This is a genomic window from Mesorhizobium sp. M0060, from assembly GCF_040323155.1.
In the GTDB taxonomy this organism is placed as follows: Bacteria; Pseudomonadota; Alphaproteobacteria; order Rhizobiales; family Rhizobiaceae; genus Mesorhizobium.
Map to the genome: position 1 here is coordinate 301,102 of NZ_JAMYUP010000002.1, position 19,765 is coordinate 320,866.

The 19,765-nt window shown below is 64.1% G+C and carries 16 protein-coding genes and 1 pseudogene; 9 read left to right on the top strand and 8 right to left on the bottom strand.

The features are described from left to right. Nucleotides 1-9: 9 nt before the first annotated feature. Together NKJ94_RS03755 and NKJ94_RS03760 are read right to left on the bottom strand one after the other, a co-directional pair. Nucleotides 10-1,173, bottom strand: a complete 1,164-nt coding sequence (locus NKJ94_RS03755; protein ID WP_352523034.1) for an ABC transporter substrate-binding protein — start codon at nt 1,171-1,173, stop codon at nt 10-12. Continuing rightward, nucleotides 1,154-2,290, bottom strand: coding sequence for an ABC transporter ATP-binding protein (locus tag NKJ94_RS03760; protein WP_352523035.1), 1,137 nt, complete (start codon nt 2,288-2,290; stop codon nt 1,154-1,156). Before NKJ94_RS03760 ends, NKJ94_RS03755 begins: the two co-directional genes overlap by 20 nt. A 113-nt stretch (nt 2,291-2,403) precedes the next feature. Here NKJ94_RS03760 and NKJ94_RS03765 point away from each other — a divergent pair, with 113 nt between their 5' ends. Beyond that, nucleotides 2,404-3,216, top strand: coding sequence for a response regulator transcription factor (locus NKJ94_RS03765; protein ID WP_352523036.1), 813 nt, complete (start codon nt 2,404-2,406; stop codon nt 3,214-3,216). Between the two features lie 27 nt (nt 3,217-3,243). Here NKJ94_RS03765 and NKJ94_RS03770 read toward each other — a convergent pair whose 3' ends face one another. From NKJ94_RS03770 to NKJ94_RS03790, 5 genes are all read right to left on the bottom strand, one after another. Next, entirely contained in the window at nt 3,244-5,313 is a 2,070-nt protein-coding gene (locus NKJ94_RS03770) for a 3-hydroxyacyl-CoA dehydrogenase NAD-binding domain-containing protein (protein ID WP_352523037.1), read from the bottom strand. A 120-nt stretch (nt 5,314-5,433) separates the two neighbouring features. Further along, nucleotides 5,434-6,381 carry an ABC transporter permease gene (locus NKJ94_RS03775; RefSeq protein ID WP_023678189.1) on the bottom strand — a complete coding sequence of 316 codons (948 nt, stop codon included), beginning with the start codon at nt 6,379-6,381 and terminating at the stop codon, nt 5,434-5,436. 2 nt (nt 6,382-6,383) lie between these two features. Continuing rightward, nucleotides 6,384-7,358 carry an ABC transporter permease gene (locus NKJ94_RS03780; protein WP_352523038.1) on the bottom strand — a complete coding sequence of 325 codons (975 nt, stop codon included), beginning with the start codon at nt 7,356-7,358 and terminating at the stop codon, nt 6,384-6,386. 1 nt (nt 7,359) lies between these two features. Continuing rightward, nucleotides 7,360-8,880 carry a sugar ABC transporter ATP-binding protein gene (locus NKJ94_RS03785; RefSeq protein ID WP_352523039.1) on the bottom strand — a complete coding sequence of 507 codons (1,521 nt, stop codon included), beginning with the start codon at nt 8,878-8,880 and terminating at the stop codon, nt 7,360-7,362. Between the two features lie 47 nt (nt 8,881-8,927). Then, nucleotides 8,928-9,941: an ABC transporter substrate-binding protein gene (locus tag NKJ94_RS03790; RefSeq protein WP_352523040.1), complete on the bottom strand. Its 1,014-nt coding sequence runs from the start codon at nt 9,939-9,941 to the stop codon at nt 8,928-8,930. Between the two features lie 190 nt (nt 9,942-10,131). Here NKJ94_RS03790 and NKJ94_RS03795 point away from each other — a divergent pair, with 190 nt between their 5' ends. The 6 genes from NKJ94_RS03795 (at nt 10,132) to NKJ94_RS03820 (ending at nt 17,758) form a co-directional block, all read left to right on the top strand. Beyond that, entirely contained in the window at nt 10,132-12,558 is a 2,427-nt protein-coding gene (locus NKJ94_RS03795; protein WP_352523041.1) for a glucan 1,4-alpha-glucosidase, read from the top strand. Nucleotides 12,559-12,572: 14 nt separating this feature from the next. Continuing rightward, nucleotides 12,573-13,589 (top strand): phosphogluconate dehydrogenase (NAD(+)-dependent, decarboxylating), encoded by a 1,017-nt coding sequence (gene gnd, locus NKJ94_RS03800; protein ID WP_352523042.1) that lies wholly within the window; start codon nt 12,573-12,575, stop codon nt 13,587-13,589. A gap of 16 nt (nt 13,590-13,605) precedes the next feature. Then, entirely contained in the window at nt 13,606-14,982 is a 1,377-nt protein-coding gene (zwf, locus tag NKJ94_RS03805) for a glucose-6-phosphate dehydrogenase (protein WP_352523043.1), read from the top strand. A gap of 19 nt (nt 14,983-15,001) precedes the next feature. Beyond that, the gene (locus NKJ94_RS03810; protein ID WP_352523044.1) at nt 15,002-15,706 is read left to right on the top strand and encodes an ROK family protein; all 705 of its coding nucleotides are present in this window, start codon (nt 15,002-15,004) and stop codon (nt 15,704-15,706) included. Nucleotides 15,707-15,870: 164 nt separating this feature from the next. Beyond that, entirely contained in the window at nt 15,871-16,335 is a 465-nt protein-coding gene (locus tag NKJ94_RS03815; protein ID WP_352523045.1) for a Ros/MucR family transcriptional regulator, read from the top strand. A 181-nt stretch (nt 16,336-16,516) separates the two neighbouring features. Further along, entirely contained in the window at nt 16,517-17,758 is a 1,242-nt protein-coding gene (locus NKJ94_RS03820) for an MFS transporter (RefSeq protein ID WP_352523046.1), read from the top strand. 90 nt (nt 17,759-17,848) lie between these two features. On the opposite strand, the gene NKJ94_RS03825 is transcribed toward NKJ94_RS03820, so the two are convergent. Further along, the gene (locus tag NKJ94_RS03825) at nt 17,849-18,280 is read right to left on the bottom strand and encodes a winged helix-turn-helix transcriptional regulator (RefSeq protein WP_352523047.1); all 432 of its coding nucleotides are present in this window, start codon (nt 18,278-18,280) and stop codon (nt 17,849-17,851) included. A 206-nt stretch (nt 18,281-18,486) separates the two neighbouring features. Between NKJ94_RS03825 and NKJ94_RS03830 the strand changes: the two genes are divergently transcribed. Together NKJ94_RS03830 and NKJ94_RS03835 are read left to right on the top strand one after the other, a co-directional pair. Next, a complete protein-coding gene (locus NKJ94_RS03830; protein WP_352523048.1) occupies nt 18,487-18,843 on the top strand; it encodes a hypothetical protein in 357 nt (118 codons plus the stop codon). 93 nt (nt 18,844-18,936) lie between these two features. Continuing rightward, nucleotides 18,937-19,751: pseudogene (locus tag NKJ94_RS03835) on the top strand (oxidoreductase). Nucleotides 19,752-19,765: the final 14 nt, after the last annotated feature.

The following is a 19,765-nucleotide window of genomic DNA, read 5'->3' on the forward strand; positions in this document are numbered from 1 at the left end:
CCGCACGGGTCAAGCCGACTTGAAGCGTGCCATCAGTTCGGCTCGGCCCGGGTCGGTCAAAGTCGCAGCTGCACCGAATTCGAGCGGCTTCAGCAGATCCGCCGCCGGATAGAGGATCGGATTTTCCAGCACCTCCTTGGGCAGCAGCGCATTGACCCGCGCATCGGTGGAAGGCGCACCGTTGGCCAGGTGCTCCTTGACCGCGACTTTCGGATCCATCAGGTAATTGAGCAGGGCATAGCCGGCGGGCTTGTTGGGCGCATCCTTCGGAATGGCGTAGAAGTCGGTCCAGATCTCGCCGCCCTCCTTGCCAAGCACATAGGCGATCTCGGGAATGTCGCGGTGGAGCTGCGCTCCGTCATTGGTCCAGCACATCGTCATCCAGGCGTCACCGGCACGCATCGACGGCTGATAGTCGCTGGAAACAGCGAACAGGTGCGGCTTGACCTTCAGCAGCAATTCCTCCGCCTTGGCGAGTTCGTCCTGCTTCAGCGAGTTGAACGAGAAGCCGAAATATTTCAGCGCGTTGCCGATCGTGGTGAGCTGGTAGTCATGGACCATGGTCCGGCCATCGCCCTCGGCCATGGCCGTGTCCCAGAATTCCTTCCAGCTCGTCATCGGCTTGGTCAGTTTCTTGGTGTTTACGGCAAAGCCGGTGGTGCCCCAATTTTTCGGCACCGCGTAGGTCACGCCATCGATCGTGCCTTCCCCAGTGAAGCGCGGGTCTTCTTTCGAACCGTCGTAATTGGCAAGCTTGGCCATATCGAGCGCCTCGATGATGCCGAGCTTCTTATAGGTGGAGATCGTGTAGTTGGTCGGAACGAAAAGGCTCCAGCCCGAGGCGCCGGCCTGTAGCTTGGCCAGCATCTCCTCGTTTGACCCGAACACATTGACCTCGACGGCGACGCCGGTCTCGGCCTTGAAATTCTCGAATGTCGCCGGGTCGTGATAATTGGGCCAGGTGGCGATCGACATCCGGTCGCCAAGCCCCGCCTGGGCGAAGGCCGGCGACGGCATGATGCCGAGTTCGCGGGCCATTACCGCCGTTGCGATGCCAAGACCGGTGAGGCCAAGGAACTCGCGGCGGCCGATGGAACCGCGCTTGAGGCGCATCAATTGATCGACGAATTTTTCAGGGCTTATCGGCAGTCCGTCACGATATGATTTCGACATGTTTGTTTTCCCTCTGGTTGGTCCCGTTATTCTTGGGGTCCAGAAACGCCAGCGGCGTTCCGGTTGTAAAGCCGATGGCAACGGGTTCACCCGGCTTGAAGAGATTTCCACCGCCGATCAGGTGATCGGCCTTGGCGAGCAGCGTCCCGATACCCTGGACCTCGATTGCATATTCCGCAGTCGAACCGAGAAATATCCGGTTGCGCACAATACCGTTCAGCCGGCCGCTTCCCGGCGCGCCAAGGCTCAGGGATTCAGGGCGCAGGCTGATCGAAACGGCTTCGCCCTGAGTTAGCGGAGTCCGCTTGCGCGCGGCAATCACTGTGCCGTCGGCAAGCGCCACCTCGACCAGGTTGGCCGAATGCCCGGCGACCTTGCCACTCAAGAGATTGGTCTTGCCGACGAAATCGGCGACGAAGAGGTCGGCGGGTTCGTCATAGATTTCGCTCGGCTGTCCAAGCTGAACGATGCGCCCGCCATTCATGACGCAGACGAAATCGCTCATCGACAGGGCTTCTTCCTGGTCATGCGTGACGAGGACGAAGGTGATGCCGATCTCGCGCTGCAGGTTCTGCAACTCTATCTGCATGTCGGTGCGCAGCTTCTTGTCGAGCGCCGCGAGGGGCTCGTCGAGCAGCAGCACCGCCGGCTTGTTGACCAGCGCGCGCGCCAAGGCGACGCGCTGCTGCTGGCCGCCGGAAAGCTCGTGGATCTTGCGGCGGCCATAGCCGGCAAGCCGCACCATGGCGAGCGCCTCGCCGGCGCGCAGGCTGATCTCCCGCGACGACAGCCGCGGCCGCGCCTGGCGCAGCCCATAGGCGATGTTGTCCTCGACATCCAGATGCGGAAACAGCGCATATTGCTGGAACACCATGTTGACTGGGCGCCGGTAAGGCGGCGTGCCAGCCATGTCGCGGCCACGGATGAACACCGCACCTTCGCTCGGCTGTTCGAAGCCGCCGATCATGCGCAGGCAGGTTGTCTTGCCGCAGCCGGACGGCCCGAGCAAGGCGACAAAGGCAGACGGCGGGATGGCAAGATCGATGCCGCTGACCGCGGTCACGCTGCCGTAGCGTTTGGCGACCCCGCGAAACTCGATGTCGGGCACTGCGGTCAAAGCTGCGGCTCCAGCAACAAGACGATCTCGGAACGCTATCAGAGCCAATGACGGCTAGTATATACCTCGCGGGTGGTATATTTCGTCTATTTTCTCGTCTGGAGGGGTACAAATTGGGCGTATCGCGCAGCGACGAATACAGCCAGCTCGCGACGCTCATCGCGGCGACCCGGGAGACGAGCGGTGAGCTTTTCGGCAGGGCCCTGGTCGCTTGGCTCCGGCAGCATGTCAGCTTCGATCACTGCGTGATCTTCGGCTATCGCGGCGCATCCCGCCCGCCGTTGCTGTTCGAGACATTCTCGCCGGCCGAAAGCCACGTCTTCGTCGCGCTCTATCAGGAAGGGCCTTATCTGCTCGACCCGTTCCACCACGCGGCGGTTGAGCGCAAGGAAGGTTTCTGGCGCATGCGCGAACTGGCGCCGGACCGCTTCTATGCCAGCGAATATTATCGCTCGTACTATAGCCAGACCAAGTTGGCCGAGGAGGTCGGCTTCTTCGTGCCGCTGCCAGGCAAGGACGCGCTGGTCGTCTCGTTGATGCGATTGCGCGCTTCAGGCCCGTTCGGAACCGCCGATGCCAGGCTGCTGCGCGACATGGCGCCGGCGGTGATCGGCTTCGCCAGGCTGCGCTGGCCGGCCCTTCCGGCCGACAAACCGGCAGAGACGAAGCGGGACGAAGCGATTGCTCCAGTCAACGAGTTCGAGCGTGCTCATATCTGGAAGAGCCTTTCGCTCACGCCGCGCGAACAGCATGTCGTCGATCTGGTGCTTCAGGGGCATTCCACGGAATCGATAGCCAGGGCGATGCGCATCGTGCCGGGAACCGTAAAGGTTCATCGCCGCAATATTTACCGCAAGCTCAAGATCAAGTCGCAGGCCGGTCTGTTCGCGCGTTTCGTCGAGATCATGGACGCGCGGATTCGGTAGTCCACGATTTGGCCTCGCTCGAGCAGCCTAGCTGGCAACGGCGTCCCAGGAACCGGTTTCGGCCATCCGCCTGAGCCGGGATGCCACCCGAAAAATGTCCTTGCCGGTCTGCCCGTGCCAATGGTCCAGCCGCCGGGTGATCTTGTCCACGCCTTCGAGGCCGGCCCAGAACATCGGCCCGCCCTTGCCCACCGGGAAGCCATAGCCGTTGACCCAGACGACATCGATGTCGGAGGCGCGGGCAGCAATCCCCTCTTCGAGAATTTTGGCGCCCTCATTGATCATCGGATAGAGCGTGCGTTCGATGACCTCGTCGGTGCCGATCGCGCGCAGCGCGACGCCCTTTTCGGCGGCCTTGTCGCGGATCAGTGCCTCGACCTCGGGATTGGGCAGCGCCGCACGCGAACCGTTCTCATAGCGATAGAAGCCGCTGCCGGTCTTCTGGCCGAAATGCCCCTGTTCGCAAAGCGCATCGGCGATCACGGCCGTCTGGCGGCGCGCCTTGCGGTTGCGCCAGCCTATGTCGAGGCCGGCGAGATCGCCCATCCGAAACGGCCCCATCGGCCAGCCGAAATCGGTGAACGCCTGATCGACCTGACGCGGCGTTGCGCCTTCGAGCAGAAGCGTCTCTAGTTCCGAACCCCGCGCGGCCAGCATGCGGTTGCCAACAAAGCCGTGGCAGACGCCGACGACGACCGGCACCTTGCCGATCCGGCGTGCCAGATCGACGATGGTCGCCAGCACATCGGGCGAGGTTTTGTCGGCCCGGACGATCTCCAGAAGCTTCATGACGTTAGCCGGCGAAAAGAAATGCATGCCGAGGAAATCTTGCGGACGCGATGCCGAAGCGGCGATCTCGTTGACGTCGAGATAGGAGGTGTTGGTGGCAAGGATCGCGCCTGACTTGGCCACTGCGTCGAGCCTGCCGAATACTTCCTTCTTGACCGCCATCTCCTCGAACACGGCCTCGACGATCAGATCGCAATCGGCGAGGTCGGCATAGTCGGTGCTGCCCCTGAACAAGTCCAGCCGCTCACGCCTGGCGTCTTCGCTCAGCGATCCGCGGGTAACGGAAACGCCATAATTCTTGTCGATCGTCGCCAGCCCGCGTTGCAGCGCTTCCTGCGTTGTCTCCAGCAGGGTCACGGGAAAGCCGCCATTGGCGAACGCCATGGCGATGCCGCCGCCCATCGTGCCGGCGCCGATGACACCGACCCGGGCGATCTTGCGCTTGCCGAAATCCTTGCCCGGGATCTTTGCCGCCTCACGTTCGGCAAAGAACAAATGTCGCTGGGCGCGCGACTGGTCGCCTCCGACCAGCGTCACGAACAGCGCACGTTCCGCCGCCAGCGCTTCGTCGAAGGGCAGCATGAGAGCGTTGCGGACCGACTGCGCGCCGGCGATCGGCGCTTCGAGGCCTCGCGCTTTGGCGGCAAGCGCTGCCATCTCCTTGTCGAAAGCCGGCAAGTCGGCCCGGTCGAGGCGATCATTGCGGTCGCGCACCGGTGTGAACGGACCGCCTTTCGCGGCCGTTTCGCTGGCGAAACTCACCGCTTGCGCCGTCAGGTCGCCATCGAAGACCGCATCGACCAGACCGGCGGCGAGCGCCTCGGCCGCACCGATCGGCGTTCCCGAAGCGATCATGCTGAGTGCCTTCAGCGGACCAACCAAGCGCGGCAGGCGAACCGTGCCGCCGCCGCCCGGCAGCAGGCCGAGCTTGACTTCCGGCAGGCCGAGCCTTGCCGTTCGGTCGGCAATACGGAAATGGCAGCCGAGCGCCAGTTCCAGGCCGCCGCCGAGCGCAGTGCCATGAATGGCGGCGATCGTCGGCTTGGCGATAGTTTCCAGCACGGCGACAATGGCGCGCAGATCCGGCTGCTGCGCCGGTTTGCCGAACTCGGTGATCTCGGCGCCGGCGACGAAGGTGCGCCCTGCGCAGGCCATCACGATGGCTGCCACCGACGGCTCGTCCCGCAGGGAAACAAGCGCCTGCATCAGCGGCTCGCGCACGTGGAAGCTCAGTGCGTTGACCGGCGGATTGTCGATGGTCACCAGCGCGACGTTGCCATGCCTTTTGGTGCTGACGAAATCGGACACGCAAACCTCATACAATGATGTTGGCCGGTAGCGCGACGGATTTACAGCGCTGGCATGCGGATGGGAACCACATGTTTTGCGGGCCGGATCGATATCCTCTCGCCACCGGGTGTCCTTGCCTCAGCGCAACGCTTTCTGCCCGCCGGCCGCGGTGATGACGCCGACGATGATCAGCCCCGTCAGCACCAGGCGGACGCCGACGCTTACGCCGAACGTGTTGAGCATAGTCAACAGCAGCACGAGGAACAGCGCCGCGCCCCAGACCCCCGGCACATTGGCCTTGCCGCCCGCCACCGACGTGCCGCCGATAACGACGACCGCGATCGAGGCCAGCAGATACTCATTGCCGATATCGACATTGGCGCCGCGGAAATAGCCGGCGAGCAATGCACCGTCGAGGCCGCCGAGCGCGCCCGACAGCGTGTAGGTGAGGAAGCGGGTGCGGCCGACATTGACGCCTGCCAGCCAGGCGGCGCGGATGTTCTGGCCGATCGCCAGCACCGAGCGGCCGTAGATCATGCGCTGCAGCACGATGCCGGCGCCGATGGTGAACAGCACGGTGAGGATCGCCAGCACCGGGATGCCGAAGACCTGCCAATTGGTGAAATCGGCAAAGCCCGGCGGCGGCTTGATCTGCAAGCCGCGCCCATAGCTGATATCGACCGACTGGATAACGAAGCTGGCCGACAGCGTCGCGATAATCGGCGGAATGCGCAGCGCCCATATCAGGAGGTAGTTGACGGCGCCGATCGCCATGCCGCAGGCAAGTGCGGCCAGCAGCCCGACCGCGATCATCGCATCATTGCCGTCCATGACCTTCATCGCGACGGCACTGGCAAGGCCGATATTGGCCGGCAGCGACAGGTCGACATTGCCTGGCCCGAGCGTGATGACGAACATCTGCCCGACGCCGACGATGACGGTGAAGACGGCGAGCGACAGCGCCGCCGTGATCATGCCGCCGCCGCCATAGCCGCCGGTGAAGGCGATCGTCGCCAGCCACACCAGCAGCGCTCCGAAGAACGACCAGATCCAGGGTCTGGCGAGCAGCGTCCGCAGCGAGGCCATGCTCACCTGTCCCTGCGGCTGATCAGCACCCGCGCTGCCAGCACGATGATCAGGATGGCGCCGTTGGCGGCGACCTGCCAGTCGGGCGGAATGTGCATGAAGGTCAAAAGCGGCGAGGCGGCCAGCGCCAGCGTCAGCGCACCGATGACGGCGCCCATCGGTGACACCCGGCCGCCGACGAACTCGCCGCCGCCGAGGATGACGCCGGCGATCGAAAGCAGCGTATAGCCATTGCCGATATTGGCATCGGCCGAGGTGGTGATGCCGATCAGCGCCATGCCGGACAAAACGCCGAACAGGCCGGTCAGCGCAAACAGCGCGATCTTGGTGCGGAGCAGCGACCAGCCGGCGCGCTTCAGTGCGGCTGAATTGCCGCCCGATCCGCGCAGGATAACGCCATAGGAGGTGCGCATCAGGCCAAAGTGGACGACGGCCGCGATCAGCAATGCCGCGATGATCGGGAACGGAATGAAGGGTGGCTTGAAAGCCACGAGCGCCAGCAGCCAGTCCGGCGCCTTGCCGCCGGGCTTCGGCAGGATCAGGATGGCCAGGCCCTGCCAGACGAAGCTCATGCCGAGCGTCACCACGATCGAGGGCAGGTTGCGCAGATGGATCAGCGCACCGAGCAGCGCGTAGACGCCGATCGATCCCAGGAGGATCACGACGCCGAGCAGCGGCGCGTCCTTCAGCCATGTCGCCGTGACACAGCCGACGAAGCCGACAAAGGTGCCGATCGACAAGTCGAGCTCGTTGCCGGCGATGACGAACATCTGCGCGATCGTCGCCAGCGCGATCGGGATCGCCAGATTGAGCATCAGGCTGAAGCCGAAATAGCTGATGGCGCGCGGGTTGAGCCAGGCGATGGCGATGAGCACCAGCGCCAGCGACAGTGCCGGCAGCAGGCTGCGCAGCATGCGCGCCCGCCCCGTGGCGCGCGCCGAAGATTTGAGCCCGTTCTCGATGGATGCCGCTGTCATCTTACGCCGCGTCGCCGAACGAGGACTGGATGATCTTTTCCTCCGTCAGTTCGTCGCGACGAAGGTTGGCGACGATCCGGCCGTTCTTGAACACATAGATGTGGTCGCAATTGTCGAGCTCTTCGGTTTCGGTGGTGTACCAGAGGAAAGTGCGGCCATGGCGAGCCTCTTCGCGCACGAGGTCGTAGACTTCGAGCTTGGTGCCGATATCGACGCCGCGCATCGGATCGTCCATCAGCACGATCTTGGCATCGGAGCCAAGCGCCCGCGCGAACAGCGCCTTCTGCTGGTTGCCGCCGGACAGCGAGAAGATGTTATTGTTCATATCGGGCGTGCGGATGCCGATCTTCCTCTGCCACCGTTCGGCGAGCTCGGCTTCGCGCTGCGGCGAGATCAGCAGGCCGTTGCGCAATCGCGCCAGCGAACGGATGCCGATGTTCTCGGCGATCGACCATTGCGGAAAAATACCGTCCGACTGGCGGTCGCCGGCAACCAGCGCCACCGGCGCGGTGACCTCGATGCCGGTTTTGGCGCGGGAAGCCGCGGCAAAGATCGCCAGCAAAAGATCGGTCTGCCCATGCCCGGCAAGTCCGGCAAGGCCGATGATCTCACCGGCACGGGCGACAAGCTCGTTGCCGTCCTGCTGTCGCGCCGGACGCGCCCGGACCCGCAGCGGACCGCGCTGCGGCTTGCCGGTCGCAATCTCGGCCGCGGCCTTCTCGCGCGCCGCCGCCCCGCCCATCGCCGTTACCAGCCTGTCGCGGTCGAAGGCATCGGCCTGCCCGGCGGCGACGACCTTGCCGTCGCGCATCACCACGATGCGGTCGGCATTTCCGAGCACTTCGCCCAGCACATGCGAGATCAGGATGCAGCTCTTGCCGGCGGCGACGAAGCGGCGGACGAAAGCCAGCAGCTGGCCGGCGGTATGCGCGTCGAGCGAGGATGTCGGCTCGTCGAGGATGACCAGTTCGAGCGGCTCCTGCGTGACTGTGAAGGCGCGCGCCACCTCCACCATCTGCCGGCTGGTGATGGCGAGATCACGGACGATGTCGGATGCCGAGATGCTGTGGCCGGGGAAGATCTCGTCGAGCTTGGCGGCGATGAGATCGGCCGCGTTGCGCCGCCAGCCGAAGCCCTGCAGCGACGCGTGGTTGATCCGCGTGTTCTCGGCGACGCTGAGGTTCGGGCAGAGCGACAGTTCCTGGAACACGCAGCGTATGCCGAGCTGCTGCGCGCGCGACACGGAATAACTTGCCTCGACGCGGCCGCGGACCGCGATCTGCCCGCCATCGGGGGTGAGCGTGCCCGCCACCATATGCATGAGCGTCGATTTTCCGGCACCATTATGGCCGACGAGACCGACGCATTCTCCCGCCCGAACGCTGAAATCGACACCGGCGAGCGCCCGGACGGCGCCGAAATGTTTTTCGGCTCCGCCCAGTCTGATGATGTCCATATTGGCGGCGCCGAAATGTTTTTCGGCGCCGTCCAGCCTGATGATGTCTGCATTGGCCTCGGGCATCCCTCAACGATACCCGGTTGGCCGTGCCGGCGACAATCGTGCCATGCTCACTTGATGTTGGCCTTGATCGCCGCGATGGCGTCTTCCTGCGTGTATTCGTGGCTGGCGACGCCACCCTTGGGGATTTTCGGCAGCGCGGCCTCGAAATCGTCCTGGGTGAAGGCAAGGTACGGCACCAGGAGGTCGTGCGGGATGTCGGTGCGGCCGTCGAGCACCTGCTGCGCCACCCAGAAGGCCAGCGACGATACTCCCGGCGCAATCGAAGCCGACCAGGTCTGATAGCCGTCCTTTTCCTTCTGCTCCTTCCACCACTGCAATTCATCCTGGCGATTGCCCATGATGATGGTCGGACGCGGCTTGCCGGCGGCGGCGAAGGCCTGCGCCGCGCCATAGCCGTCACCGCCCTGGTCGACGACGCCGATCACATCCGGCAGCGACGGCAGGATCGTCGCGACCGCCTTCTGTGCCGTTGTCTGGTCCCAGTCGCCGGTCACCGAGCCGACGATTTTGAACTCGGGATGGGCAGCGACGCCTTCGAGGATGCCGGCATGGATTGCATCGTCGATCGAGGTGCCGGCCAAGCCGCGGATTTCCAGGAGATTGCCGCCCTTGGGCTGGAACTTGGCCATCTGCTCGACTTCCTGCTTGCCCATGTCCTTGAAGTCGACGACGACGCGGTAGGCGCAGGGTTCGGTGACGATGCCGTCGAAGGACACGACGACGATGCCGGCGTCGCAGGCCTGCTTGATGGCGCCGTTGAGGGCATCCGGAGACGCCGCGTTGATGACGATCGCATCATAGCCCTGCAGGATCAGGTTCTGCACTTGGGCTGCCTGGGTCGGCACTTCCTTGTCGGCCGTCGTGAAGACGTCGGCGGCACCGACCACCTTGTCGGCGACTGCCTTCTTGGTGACGATGCCGTAACTGTCGAGCATCGCCTGCCGCCACGAATTGCCGGCGTAATTGTTGGAGAAGGCGATCTTCTTGCCGCTGGTATCGGCAAGCGCGGTGCCCGAGGCGAGCATCGCCGCAAGGGCACTCAAGACGAGTAGCTTCTTCATGTCATAGTCCTCCCATAGGTTAGTCGTCGTTGTCGGCTGCTGACGGCAGCCCTCGCTGCAATTTTGTCAGACAATTTTAGATGCGGACACTTGTCAACAGTGATCGGTGACGGTTTGACGATCAACTTGCGGTGCAATCATTGAAACGGGTTCGGCTCCTGGTCTAGGGATGGCACTGGAGACCGATTGAATGGCTGCGAACCTTGCCCCGGGCGCACCCGGCATTCCGGCGCGCTGGACGTCAAGCGCCAAGAGCGGCGTCGGCACCGCGCTTTCGCCGGCCTGCCCGATCTGGTTCACCATCAGCCACGGTATCCTCAACGAGATCTACTATCCGCGCCTCGACAGCGCCTGCACCCGCGATCTGGGGCTGATCGTCACCGGACCCGACGGCTATTTCTCCGAAGAAAAGCGCGACGCCGAGCACAGCATCGAACCGCTCGAGGACGGGGTGCCTGCTTACCGGTTGATCAACACCGCGGCCGATGGAACCTACCGGATCGAAAAGCGAATCCTGACCGATCCGGAACGTCCCGCCTTGCTGCAGGAGATCACGTTCACGTCGCTCAAAGGCGCGGCCGCCGACTACGGCGTCTACGCGCTGCTGGCGCCGCACCTCGTCAACGCCGGCATGGGCAATACCGCCTGGATCGATGACCATGACCGGAATCCTGTCCTGTTTGCATCGGGACGCGGCGTCTGCCTGGCGCTGGCCTCGTCGCTGCCGTGGAAAGCATGCTCGGCCGGTTATGTCGGCGCCTCCGATGGCTGGCAGCAGCTTCGTCAGCACGGCCAGCTCGATCCGGCCTGCCGCAGGGCCGAGGACGGCAATGTCGCGCTGACCGGCGAGATTGGTTTTTCGAACGCGAACCCCAGGGCCTTGCTGGCACTCGGTTTTGGAACGACGCCGCAAGAGGCGGCGGAAACTGCTTTCGCCAGCCTGAAGCAAGGTTTTGAGCCCGCGGCCAGATCCTACGCCGAGAAATGGCGCCAATGGCAGGCCGGATTGCTGCCGCTGGACCGGCACGCGGCATCCGGCCTCAACAACTACCGCCTCAGCACGGCGGTTCTGGCGACACACCGGTCGTCCGCCGGAGCAGCCGTCGCCAGCCTGTCGATCCCGTGGGGCTTCAGCAAGGGCGACGACGATCTCGGCGGCTATCACCTGGTCTGGCCGCGCGATCTGGTCGAAACGGCCGGCGGGTTCCTCGCCGCCGGCGACCCGGCCGAAGCCTTGCGCATCCTTGTCTATCTGCGCTCGATCCAGCAGCCGGACGGCCATTGGCCGCAGAACGCCTGGCTCGACGGGTCGGCCTATTGGCCGGGCATCCAGATGGACGAATGCGCCTTCCCGCTGCTGCTCGCCGACGCGCTGCGCCGCGCCGGGCATTTGCCGCCTGCGGTACTCTCCTCGTTCATGCCGATGATCGAGCGCGCGGCCGCCTATGTCGTGCGCAACGGCCCCGTCACCGGCGAGGACCGCTGGGAGGAAGACGCCGGCTACAGCCCGTTCACGCTTGCCGTCGAGATCGCCGCGTTGCTCGCGGCTGCGGACATGTTCGATGCCGCCGGCAAAACAGAGCCGGCAAACTATCTGCGCGAAACCGCCGATATCTGGAACGATCAGATCGAGCGCTGGACCTACGTCGCCGGCAGCTCGTCATGCGACGAAGCCGGCGTCGAAGGCTACTATGTCCGCATCGCGCCGCCGGACACGGCCGGCGCGGCATCGCCGAAGGGCGGCTTTGTGCCGATCAAGAACCGGCCGCCCGGCGACACGGACCGGCCGGCCGAAGCGATCGTCAGCCCGGATGCGCTGGCGCTGGTCCGCTTTGGCCTGCGGGCGGCCGACGATCCGCGCATCCTCGACACGCTCAAGGTCATCGACGCGCAATTGCGCTGCGAACTGCCGCAGGGGCCGCTCTGGTACCGCTACAACGGCGACGGCTATGGCGAACACGCCGACGGCGCACCCTTCGACGGCACCGGCCAGGGTCGGCCCTGGCCGCTGCTGGTCGGCGAGCGCGCCCATTACGAGCTGGCGGCGGGGCGCAGGGACAAAGCGGCAAGCCTGCTCAAGACGTTCGAGAACTCTGCCGGGCCGGGCGGCCTGCTGCCGGAGCAAATCTGGGATGGTCTCGACATGCCGGAGCGCGAATTGCGGCGTGGCGGCCCCTCCGGCAGTGCCAAGCCGCTGGTCTGGGCCCATTCCGAGCACATCAAGCTGCTGCGTTCGCTGCGCGACGGCACCGTGTTCGACATGCCGCCGCAGGGCGTCAAGCGCTACATCGAGGGCAGGACGGTGTCGCGCCTCAGGGCATGGCGTTTCAACCACAAGATCCGTACCATCCCCGCCTGCAAGGAGCTGCGCATCGAACTTCTGGCCCGGGCGGTGATCCATTGGAGCGGCGACAATTGGGCAACCGCCCATGACAGCGAGACCGCCGCGAACGTTTTCGGCATCCATCTCGCGGAGTTGCCGGTTGCCGACGCCGCTCCGGGCAATAGCATTGTCTTCACATTCTTCTGGTCCGATGCCGGCCGTTGGGAGAATGCTGACTTTTCTGTCGGCATCGGCGATACCGGACAGCCACTAGATCATCGATCCCTCAAGTAAGGCAGGACGAGACCATGCAGATAGGAATGATGGGACTGGGCAGGATGGGCGCCAACATGGTTCGGCGCCTGCTGCGCGATGGCCACGAATGCGTCGTCTACGACATCAACCCGGCGAGCGTCGCCGCGCTTGTGACCGCCGGCGCGATTGGAGCCGCCTCGATGGAGGAGTTCGTCGGCAAGCTGGCGAAACCGCGCAGCGCCTGGCTGATGCTGCCGGCGGCGATCACCGGCCGGATCGTCGACCAGGTGGCCGCCCTGATGGAGTCGGGCGACATCATCATCGACGGCGGCAATTCCTATTATCACGAGGCGGTCGATCACGCCGCGCGCCTGGCATTGAAAGGCCTGAGCTATGTCGATGTCGGCACCAGCGGCGGCGTCTGGGGCCTCGAGCGCGGCTATTGCCTGATGATCGGCGGCCCCGACAGCGCGGTCCGGCATCTCGATCCGATCTTCGCAACGCTGGCGCCGGGCGCCGACGCCGCTTCGCCCGTCCCCGCCAAGGACGCCGGAACCGCGCCTTTCGGCTATCTCCACTGCGGGCCGAGCGGCGCCGGCCATTTCATCAAGATGGTCCATAACGGCATCGAATATGGCGTCATGGCCGCCTATGCCGAGGGCATGAACATCTTGAAGTCGGCGAATGCCGGCAAGCGGCAGCGCACCGCCGACGCCGAAACCAGCCCGCTGGAAAACCCGCAATACTACCAGTTCGACGTCGACATCGCCCAGGTGGCCGAGGTCTGGCGGCATGGCAGCGTCATCGGCTCCTGGCTGCTCGATTTGACGGCCGGTGTGCTGAAGGCCGATTCGGCGCTGACCCAGTTCGGCGGGCGGGTGTCGGATTCCGGCGAAGGCCGCTGGACGCTGAAGGCGGCGATCGACACCGGCGTTCCGGCGCCGGTGCTGTCGTCGGCGCTGTTCGACAGGTTCTCCTCGCAAGGCGAATCCGAATTCGCCGACAAGCTTCTGTCCGCCATGCGCTATGCCTTTGGCGGTCATGTCGAAAAACCGAAGGCCGGATCGTGACGGGGAAGGCACGCTCATGAGTCCGGAACGGTCCGATACGCTGGTGCTTTTCGGCGCCACCGGCGATCTCGCCCACAAGAAGATCTTCCCCGCCCTCTACACCATGGTGGCCAAGGGAACGCTGAACGAGCCGGTGATCGGCGTCGCCTTCGATCCTTGGGATCTCGGCAAGCTGCAGGCGCGCGCCCGCGACGGCATCGTCAACGCCATCGGCAGCATCGACGACAAGATCTTCGCCAAGCTTGCTTCGCTGCTGCGCTATGTCAGCGGCGACTACCGCGACCCGGCGACCTTCGAGAAGCTGAAGACCGCGCTGGGCAGCGCGCAGCGGCCGCTGCACTATCTGGCGGTGCCGCCGGCGATGTTCGAGGTCGTCGTCCAGGGGCTGGAGCAGTCGGGCGCCGCCCAGGGCGCACGCCTGATGGTGGAAAAGCCGTTCGGCCACGATCTGCAATCGGCGCGCTGGCTGAACCGCGTCCTGCATCTCGTCTTCGACGAAAAGTCGATCTTCCGCATCGACCACTATCTCGGCAAGGAGGCGATCCAGAACCTGCTCTATTTCCGCTTCGCCAATTCCTTCCTCGAGCCGATCTGGAACCGCAACTTCGTCGAAAGCGTGCAGATCACCATGGCCGAGGATTTCGGCGTCGAGGGCCGCGGCCGCTTCTACGACGAGGTCGGCTGCATCCGCGACGTCATCGAAAATCATCTCTTGAACATCCTCTTGCTGCTCGCCATGGAGCCGCCGGTCGGCCGCTCGGCCGACGATCTGATCGACGAGAAGGTTCAGGTGCTGCGGGCGATCCGGACGCTGACCAAGGACGATGTCGTGCGCGGCCAGTTCGACGGCTATCTCAGCGAGCCAGGCGTGGCGCCGAACTCGCCGGTCGAGACCTTCGCCGCGGTGCGCTTTTTCGTCGACACCTGGCGCTGGCAGGATGTGCCGTTCTTCATCCGCGCCGGCAAATCCCTGCCGGTGCACGCCACCGAGGTCATCGTGCGGCTGAAGCGGCCGCCGCTCGACGTCTTCGATCCGATCAAGCCCGGCGACGCCAATTACGTGTGCTTCCGCATTGACCCGCAGGTGGCGATCTCGATCGGCGCCCAGCGCAAGGCCGCCGGCGACGACATGGTCGGCGAGCAGGTCGAGCTCACCGCATTGGACGACAGCAAGGGCGACATGCCGCCTTACGAGCGGTTGATCGGTGACGCCATGAACGGCAACGGCCAGCTGTTCACCCGCCAGGACGCCAGCGAGCTCGCCTGGCGCATCGTCGGTCCGGTGCTCGGCGATGCCACGCCGCCGCCTGTCTACGCGCCAAAGACGTGGGGACCGACCCAAGCCATGGCTGGATTCGGGCCGCCGAACGGCTGGATCAATCCGTCGAAATGATTTCTGGGAGGCGAAAGCGATGGCCAAATCGGTAAAGCGATCGGAACCGGACGCCGAAAAGATCGTGCTGGCGATCGATATCGGCGGCTCGCACGTCAAGATCCGCACCAGCGCCGGCGGCGAGGAGCGCCGGACCGATTCCGGTCCGGGGCTTACGCCGCAGCAGATGATCGCAGCGGTGAAGACGCTGGCCGAAGGACTGCAATACGATGTCGTCTCGATGGGCTATCCGGGTCCGGTGCACCACAACCGGCCGCTTACCGAACCCGCCAATCTCGGCAAGGGCTGGGTCGGCTGCGATTTCGCCGCTGAGTTCGGCAAGCCGGTGAAGGTCGTCAACGATGCGCTGATGCAGGCCGTCGGCAGTTATGAAGGCGGCCGCATGCTGTTCCTTGGCCTCGGCACCGGCCTGGGTGCCGCGATGATCGTCGATAACGTCGCCCAGCCGATGGAGCTTGCCCATCTTCCCTACAAGAAGCGCGGCAGTTTCGAAGACTATGTCGGCGAACGCGGCCTGCAAAAGCGCGGCAAGAAGAAATGGCGCAAATACGTCTTCGACGTCGTCGATCGGCTTCGCGCCGCCATGCAGCCGGATTACGTGGTCATCGGCGGCGGCAATGTCGATGAACTCGCTGAGCTGCCCGCCGATTGCAGACGCGGCGACAACACACGCGCCTTCGAAGGCGGATTTCGACTGTGGCGCGACAAATCCCTGATTATTTGATATTGCTGATTGTCTGATATTATCGAGCACCGGCTCAGGGTTGTTAATCCCGCGCTGCCGTTAGTATTATTATTCAAAATAATGTGTGACGTGGTGCGCCGTCATTGCATTGCGCAGATTTGCCGACTAGGAATTTCTGCGACCCCCACGGACGGAGAAATAGATTGACCGACGACAGCAACAACGCTCGCAAAGACATCGACCTGCTCGAGCTGACCGCCCATATCGTGTCCGCATACGTCGAGAAGAACCGCTTGCCGGCTTCCGGCCTCGGCGATCTCATCGCCAGCGTCAGCGCTTCCATAGGCGGGCTGGGGCAACCGGCGGTCCCGGTTGCAGCACCGCTGATCCCCGCGGTCAACCCCAAGAAATCAGTGACGCCGGACTACATCGTCTGTCTCGAGGACGGCAAGAAGTTCAAGTCCTTGAAGCGCCATATCGGCGTTCATTTCGGGCTGACGCCCGACGCCTATCGCGCCAAGTGGGGCCTGCCGGCCGACTACCCGATGGTCGCCCCCAACTACGCCGCCTCGCGTTCGCAGCTGGCCAAGGCAATCGGTCTCGGCCGCAAGGCCGCCCCGCCCGCGCCCGTCAAGGGCAGGCCCAGGAAAGCCAAGGCCCCGGCCTAAAGCATTCGGATCAGGTTCGGTCGCTCCGCCGGCGGCAACGCCCGGCGGAGCGGAAATTGTTTGATCCAGGCCGGATTTTTGCGCGCGCCCTGCGCCGAACTGCGCTAAGGCTCTCTTGGCCGGACCAGCGCCCATCGTGGAAGTGCCCCGCCGGCCGATACGCTGCCACGGGGCCTAATCCATGACCACAGAATCCCAAGTACCGTCCGATCAGCGTTATGCCGCCTTTCGCCACCGGCCATTCCTGAGCTACTGGGCGGCGCGCTTCCTTTCCACGTTCTCCACCCAGATCGTGTCGGTCGCCGTCGGCTGGCAGATCTACGACCTCACCCGCGACCCGTTCGACCTCGGCCTCGTCGGCATTGTCCAGTTCCTGCCTTCGCTGCTGCTGGTGCTGGTCACCGGCGACGTTGCCGACCGCTTCGGACGCCGTCTGATCATGGCGCTGGCGGTGCTGGTCGAGGCGGCCTGCGCCTTGGCTCTCCTGCTGTTGACGCTGCGCGGCCTCGCCGGGCCGATGCCGGTCTTCATCGTGCTCGCCATGTTCGGCATCGCGCGCGCCTTCTTCGGGCCGGCCTCCTCATCGCTGTTCGCCAATCTGGTGCCGCCCGAGGATTTCGCCAACGCCATCGCCTGGAACTCGTCCGCCTGGCAGACGGCAACCATCGTCGGGCCGGTCGCCGGCGGCCTTCTCTACGGGCTTTCGGCCGAAGCCGCCTACGTTACCGCGGCCGTGCTGATGCTTATTGCCGCCGTGCTGATCTTCACGATCCCGAAGCCTGCCCAGCGCAGCCAAACCGACAGGCCGACGGTGCAGACCCTGTTCGCCGGCTTCGGCTACATCTGGAGCGAAAAGATCGTGCTCGGCGCGATTTCGCTCGATTTGTTCGCGGTGCTCTTGTCCGGCGCCTCGGCGCTGCTGCCGGTCTATGCGCGCGATATCCTCGAACTCGGTCCCTGGGGGCTTGGTCTGTTGCGCTCGGCGCCGGGCGTCGGCGCCATCTGCGTCGCCATCTGGCTGGCCGGGCACCCGATCCGCAACCATGCCGGCCTTGTCATGCTCGGCTTCGTCGCGCTGTTCGGCGCGTTCACGGTCTTGTTCGGCCTCTCGACCATCACTTGGCTATCGATCGCAGCCCTCGCCTTGCTCGGTGCCACCGACATGTTCAGCGTCTATATCCGCGAGACGCTGATCCAGCTGTGGACGCCGGACAAGGTTCGCGGCCGCGTCAACGCAGTCAACCAGGTGTTTGTCGGCGCCTCCAACGAGCTCGGCGAATTCCGCGCCGGCACCATGGCGGCTCTGATCGGCACGGTTCCGGCCGTGGTCATCGGCGGCATCGGGGCGATCGCCGTCGCCGGCCTGTGGGCGGTGCTGTTTCCGCAACTACGCAAGGTGCGCCATCTCAAGGGACGAAACTGATCCAGAGTGCACTGATCCGGGGTACAGGCCCGCGAATTCCGAATGACCCCGTTCTAGCCACGTCTCAGCTCTCATCAATGCGAACGGATGCTATTCAGGTGTTGCAACGCGAATCGGGCGGGTGCCGATCTTTGCCCCTGTGACAGCATCCACGGCCACCGGCTCGATTTCTTCTCCTGTCTCTGCGTCGACGTATCGCGCCAACCTGCCTTCGCCACGGTATTGGCGTCCCCACGCACCCACTAAGACGAGCACCGGCAAGAAATCGCGTCCGGCGGCCGTCAGCACGTACTCATCGCGCGGAGGCCGCTCCGAGTAGCGCCGCTTTTCCAGAAGTCCCTCCTCCGTCAGCGTCGCCAGCCGCCGGGTCAGAATGGTGGGGGCGATGCCCAGACTTCTCCGGAATTCGTCAAAGCGCGTGAGGCCCAGGCTCGCGTCGCGAAGGATCAACATGCTCCACGCATCGCCGACGCAGGTGAGGCCGCGGGCGATCGGGCAAGAGGCATCGGAAAGATTTTTCATGTTCGTATCATTTTGATAGTGACTTGATATCGAAATGATAGTAACATCTTTTTGAAATGCAATCCAGCACAAAGAAAGGAGTGACTTCCATGGACAGGACCAACCTAGGCGCCCCCCATCCAGAACTTAACCGTCAGCGCGTGCAATCGGCGCATCATGTCGCCGCAGGCCAGCCGAGATCGGCAACATCCAAACGGAGCGTCGCGATGATCAACATCATCGGTGGTGTGGCGGCATTCTTCCTGGCCGCGTCCCCGTTGCATGCCGATGAGCTGTCGGCCCTGGCCGGGGAGAGTATCCATCTCGGCGGTTTTCGCGGCGTCTTACACTACGCCGACGAAAATGACGGCTATCGGGTAATCGCAACGATAGCGGAAGGAGAGACCGGGGTTCCGGTGCGCTTCTCGGCCACTCTCGCCGAAGGGCAGTCGGCTACGATATCCGTGCCACGGAAATTGGGCGAACCTGAGCAAAGCCTCGAAATTTCGCGCTCCGGCGACAAGCTCACCGTCACCGAGGTGGGATCGGTGTCCAACCAGCGAACTAGGACCATTGCCGAGTAATGCCCCTCATCGGATCGCCGGGGCGGGCGCCACATCTCCATTTGTGCGCACGCCTGCAGCTGGCAATCCAGCACAAAGAAAGAAGTGATTTCCATGAATAAGACCAATCTTGGCGTCGCCCTGGTGACGGCGGCATCCACCGGCATCGGGCACGCAACGGCCAAGGCCCTGCAGAACGCGGGCTTTCGCGTGTTCGGAACCAGCCGTCGCGCTGTCGCCGAACGATCCGACGGCGTTACCATGCTGACCTGCGACGTCACCGATGACGCGTCCGTTGCGAAACTGGTCGATGACGTGTTGGCCGAAGCCGGGCGTATCGACCTGCTTGTCAACAATGCCGGCGTCGGCCTGCTTGGAGGCGCAGAGGAGTCCTCGACCGTCCAGGCTCAAGCGCTGTTCGACGTGAACGTCTTCGGCGTTCTCCGCGTGACCAACGCGGTCCTGCCGACAATGCGCCGTCAAGGGAAGGGCAGAATCGTCAATTTGAGTTCGGTGCTGGGGTTAATCCCAGCTCCCTACTCTGCGCTCTATGCGTCGACCAAACATGCCATCGAGGGTTATTCCGAATCGCTCGACCACGAACTGCGCCCTTTCGGAATTCGCGTCGTGTTGGTCGAGCCCGCCTATACCCGAACGTCCTTTGAAGAAAATCTCGCCAGGCCGGACCATTTGCTTGAAATCTATGACTCTGCGCGCTCTGGCATGAATGCGACCCTGCGGAAAGCGATGGAGACAGGTGATGCTCCCGAAATTGTGGCCGGGACGGTCTTGAAAGCAGCGACCGAATCCGTTCCGAGGAGGCGCTATGCGGCGGGAAAATTGCGCGCCAGGTCAGTTTCCTGCGCCGTTTGGTCCCCGCATCCGCATTCGACAAGAGCCTGCGAAAGCAGAACGGGCTGTCGGTCTGACATTGACGTCAACA